This window comes from Streptomyces laculatispora (assembly GCF_017353455.1).
Taxonomy (GTDB): domain Bacteria; phylum Actinomycetota; class Actinomycetes; order Streptomycetales; family Streptomycetaceae; genus Streptomyces; species Streptomyces laculatispora.
The window spans coordinates 1-4,071 of record NZ_JAFMPZ010000013.1 but is presented as its reverse complement, the minus strand read 5'-3'; the positions used below and the strand labels follow the sequence as shown (position 1 = coordinate 4,071).

Below are 4,071 nucleotides of genomic sequence, written 5' to 3'. Positions count from 1 at the left end.
ACCGGCGGCGACGGCGCGGCGGGTGCCAGCCAGCTCCGCTGTCCAGGCGGCCTGGTCGTCCGGGTCGACGGACGGCGTGGGGTCGGAGTGCCGGGCCAGGCGGTCGCGCCGGTAGCTCTCCCAGGGACGGGCCAGGTCCGCGGGCAGGATCTGGTACGGCGAGGTGCGGATGTGCTGGCGGGCGGCGACGCGGACGTCCCAGCCGGGCGGGGTGGCCATCGGCACGTCGCCGAGCAGCTCGTGCCACTGCGCGAGCTGGTCGCGCGCCTCGCCCTGGTCGGTGCGGATGGTGCGGGGGTCGAGTCGGCCGATGTAGGCCAGCAGGGCGGCGATTTCGCGGCGGTCCACGGTCAGCCCTCCGTTCCGGTCGGCTCGTCGAGGGCGGCGAGGAGGGCGGCGGTGTGGGCCTCCGTCCGCGTCATGCCTCCCGGTGCGGCGGTGTTCTTGCCGGATACGGCGTAGAGGTTCGGGTGGCTGGGGGCGTGCTCCCGGGCGACCCAGGAGCGCCAGTCGGCAGCCCAGGCTTCCGTCGGCCTCGGGGTGTGGCCCGCCCGGTGGGCACGCCACTTCGCGTCGGCTGCCTGCAGACCCTGCTCGCCGAGGCGGTCGAGGTGCCCCTGCTGGCGGGCCCAGGTGCGGGTGGCGGGGTCGACCTGCCACTCGGCAGCCGAGAGGACGGCAGCACCACCACTGCTGTACCTCCGGTTCAAATCAGGTTCACTACGGTTCTGTGTGCCGGTGGCCGGTACATCGCTGTGCCGGTGGCCGGTACGCCGCTGTGCCGGATTCCGCCTCGGCCTGCCGGTTTCCGGTACTGCCGGTTTCCGGACCCTCGCGGGGGATTCCGGCACCTCACGCGGGCGGATTCCGTACCGCCGCAGAGCCGAGAGCCGGAGCTTCGCGGGGCCGGCGGGCTCGTCTGCCGCCGCCGTGTCGCTGCCCTCCTGCTCGCGCTGGGTCTGGGCGACGGCTTCGGCGGCGAGTGGCATGCGGTAGACCGTGCTGCGCTGCGGGCCGACGAGGTCATCGAGCTGTTCCAGCTCGCCGGCCAGGAGCAGGCGCTCGACGGCTTCGCGCACTGTGGAGACCGAGGCGCGGGTGCGCTTGGCCAGGCTGGACAGCGAGGCCCAGGAGATGCACTGCTCGTCGGCCACCCGGTCGGCGATCGACAACAGGACCAGGCGCGCGGCCCCTCGGCTGGAGCTGTGCTCCCACACCCACTCGCGGGCTTCGCTGCTCATCGGCCGCTCCCGACGAGCTGGCGGGTCCGGCGGCTCGCCGGGGCCAGGATGGTGCGGTCCGGCTCGGGGCGCTGAGGCGCCGAGACGGAGGTGGCTGCCGCGCAGGCCAGGCGGAAGGGCCTTTTGCGCAGGGCAGGAGGCATGCGATACTCCCCTTTGCAGTGTTGCCACGCTGACGCGCCCCTCGGAAGGACTCAGCGTGGTGATGGTGGGCAATCTCCGCCCTTGCCGGGGCGGCTATGCCGCTTAGCGTTCGGCGTCCGTGAGTTACCGCTCCCGGGCGCCGTCGCTGTTTGCGGACCTTCGCGGTCCGGTCCGTGCTCGCGGTCTCCTCACGTCCGTCGCCGCAGGCGAGCTGCCCGGGGACGACGAACATACGCACGGACCCGTGTCAAGATCCAGACTTGGTTCTTAAACTCTGTACTGGTTGCAGAGAGTCACCGAATGATCGTGTGCCGCAGACGTCCGCACAGGGCCTGGTGGGGTGCTTCCTCGCGTCGAAGCGCACCGTTGCCGCGGTTGCCTCGTACGCCGAGAGCGTGCCATTGTGTCCGAATTGGAGCGGGAGTCTGGCATTCTCCGCAGCGGAAATGCGATGCGGGTGAGGTGTTTCCACGGTCGCCTCCGCGTTTTCCGATCGAAGATCAAATACGGCCTGCCAGACGTGACGTATGTCGCTGGACGAATGTGGCTTGCGCCACGTCACCCGGCGCACTCCTGTCGGTAGAAACGGACAGGTCGACCTGAAACGGGCGGTACGCGCCACACGGAAACGTGCTGGTGGGGAAGAACTTTCCATACGCGGGATCACGCCGTCAACTCATGTTTATGGCGAGGTAGGGTGGTTGAAGTGACGACGAAGTCCACCCAGGAAAGGATCATGAAAGAGTCGACCGAAGGCCAGGTGAACCCCAAGGGGCTCATGGACCGCCTTAACCGCCTGTTCGACACGGTGCACCCGCCCGACCGCGGCCCCTTCAGCAACGCTGAAGTGGCCGAACTCATGGAGAAGCGCGGGCTGGGCAAGCTGTCGGCGCAGTACCTGTGGCTCTTGCGGACCGGGCAGCGCGATAACCCGACGAAGCGTCATCTCGAAGCGCTCGCAGGGTTTTTCGGTGTGGATCCCGCCTATTGGTTCGATGAGGCCGTCGCCGAAAAGACAGTGCAGGAACTTGAGTTGCTCGCACTGCTTCGCGACGCAAAGATCAAGAACGTTCTTCTTCGCCTATCCGATGTCTCGGCGGATGGAAAGGATGCCGTCCTGGGAATCGTCGAGAGCGTACGAAAATCCGAGGGGTTGCCACCCTCAACTGGCGCGTAGAACGACCTTAGTTCAGTAAGTGATCAAGGAAAATCAATGTGGTCCGCACGTAGGCTGCGCCGGCCTGACCTCTTGGCCGAGCTGCAGCTCCCGCACGTCACCAATATCCGCGATCTCAGCGACGAGGTCTCTCGCCGCACGGGAAGAACGGTGGTCCTAGTGCCCCGGGAGCAGGCGCCCTCGGTGTGCGGGGCGTGCGCCGTCACGGAGAGTGCCGTCCACGTGTTCTACGACCCACAAACCAGCGTCCTGCACCAAGACCACATCATCGCCCACGAGTTCAGCCACCTGCTGCTCGGCCACCACGAGACCCGCCCGGCGTCCGCGCTCTCCTCAACGGTCTTCACCAGCGTCGGCTCAGCCACCGTGCAGATGATGCTGGGCCGCACCAAGTACGACGAAGACGAGGAGCGGGACACCGAACAGCTCGCCTCGCTGCTTCAGCGCCAGATCATCGACCGGTGGCTGCGCAGCGACGAGTCCTCCGGGGACGAAGTGCAGGACCGGGTCACGCACACGCTGCTGCGCCGACGGGAGGCCCGGCCGTGAAGGACCTGCTCCACCCGATCAGCCTCGTCGTCGCGACGCTCGGCTTCCTCTGCCTCCTGCGGGACGTGCCCACCCGGCGCCGTGACCCCGCCTCGGCCGCGCTGGCCGCCGTCTTCCTGCTGTCAGGGCTCTCGTTCCTGTTCTCCATCACGCCGATGTGGAACTACCTCGACCGTGTGCTCGGCACCGTCAACATCTCCGTGCCCCTCGCGCAGGGCTGCGTGGTCGCGCTCCTGGCCTGCCAGCAGGTGGTCCTCACCTACTGGGGATCCCCGCCTGAGGCAGCCCGCCGGCGCAGTCGCCGCTGGCTCTGGGCAGGCTTCGCGGTGATCGCCGGGCTACTGGTGCTGTTCGCCCTGCTGACGCCCAGCGCGCCGCACCCGATCGACTTCACGCTCTACTACGCGCACGACGACTGGTACGCCGCGTACCTCACCCTGTACGTCACGGCCTACACCATCGGCGAAGTCTTCCTCGCCCGCGCCTGCTGGCGCCTGGCCCGCCGCAGCACTCGCTGGTCCGTCCGCGTCGGCCTGCGCATCGTCGCCCTCGGCGCGACCGTCACCCTCGGATACAGCGCCGTCCGCATCGGCAACGTGATCGCCGGTGCCTTCGATACCTCCCTCGCGGAATGGGAGGGCTTCGCCTGGACCTGCGGCGATGTCGGCGCCATGCTCACGCTGATCGGCTGGCTTGTGCCCACGATCAGCGACCAGGCCCAGAGCGTCCGGTACCGGATCAAGCAGTACCGCAGCTACTACGGCCTGCGCCCCCTGTGGCTGGCCTTCTACAGCGAGGCCCCGGAGATCGAGCTGCCGATCGACAGGGTCGACCCGGCCCAGAGACGCCGCTTCCGGCGCATCTCGATCCGGCTCTACCGCCGAGCCGTCGAGATCCGGGACGGCCGCTTCGTGATCCGCCGGTACCTCGACGCCTCCGTCCGCGAGGCCAGCGAAGCCC

At 68.6% G+C, this 4,071-nt stretch carries 4 protein-coding genes and 1 pseudogene; 3 read left to right on the top strand and 2 right to left on the bottom strand.

The features are described from left to right. Window positions 1-348: pseudogene (locus tag J1C73_RS00660) on the bottom strand (zinc finger domain-containing protein); the annotation flags it as partial. Window positions 349-350: 2 nt separating this feature from the next. Next, window positions 351-1,241: a helix-turn-helix domain-containing protein gene (locus J1C73_RS00655; protein ID WP_207314571.1), complete on the bottom strand. Its 891-nt coding sequence runs from the start codon at window positions 1,239-1,241 to the stop codon at window positions 351-353. An 850-nt stretch (window positions 1,242-2,091) separates the two neighbouring features. On the opposite strand from J1C73_RS00655, the gene J1C73_RS00650 reads away from it, so the two are divergent. The 3 genes from J1C73_RS00650 to J1C73_RS00640 all read left to right on the top strand — a co-directional run. Continuing rightward, the gene (locus tag J1C73_RS00650; RefSeq protein ID WP_307797570.1) at window positions 2,092-2,562 is read left to right on the top strand and encodes an XRE family transcriptional regulator; all 471 of its coding nucleotides are present in this window, start codon (window positions 2,092-2,094) and stop codon (window positions 2,560-2,562) included. A gap of 36 nt (window positions 2,563-2,598) precedes the next feature. Beyond that, complete coding sequence (locus tag J1C73_RS34330; RefSeq protein WP_242643519.1) at window positions 2,599-3,111, top strand: hypothetical protein; 513 nt, start codon at window positions 2,599-2,601, stop codon at window positions 3,109-3,111. Beyond that, window positions 3,108-4,071 (top strand): MAB_1171c family putative transporter (locus J1C73_RS00640; protein WP_207314570.1); only part of this gene is annotated, 964 nt, incomplete at its 3' end. The genes J1C73_RS34330 and J1C73_RS00640, both read left to right, overlap by 4 nt.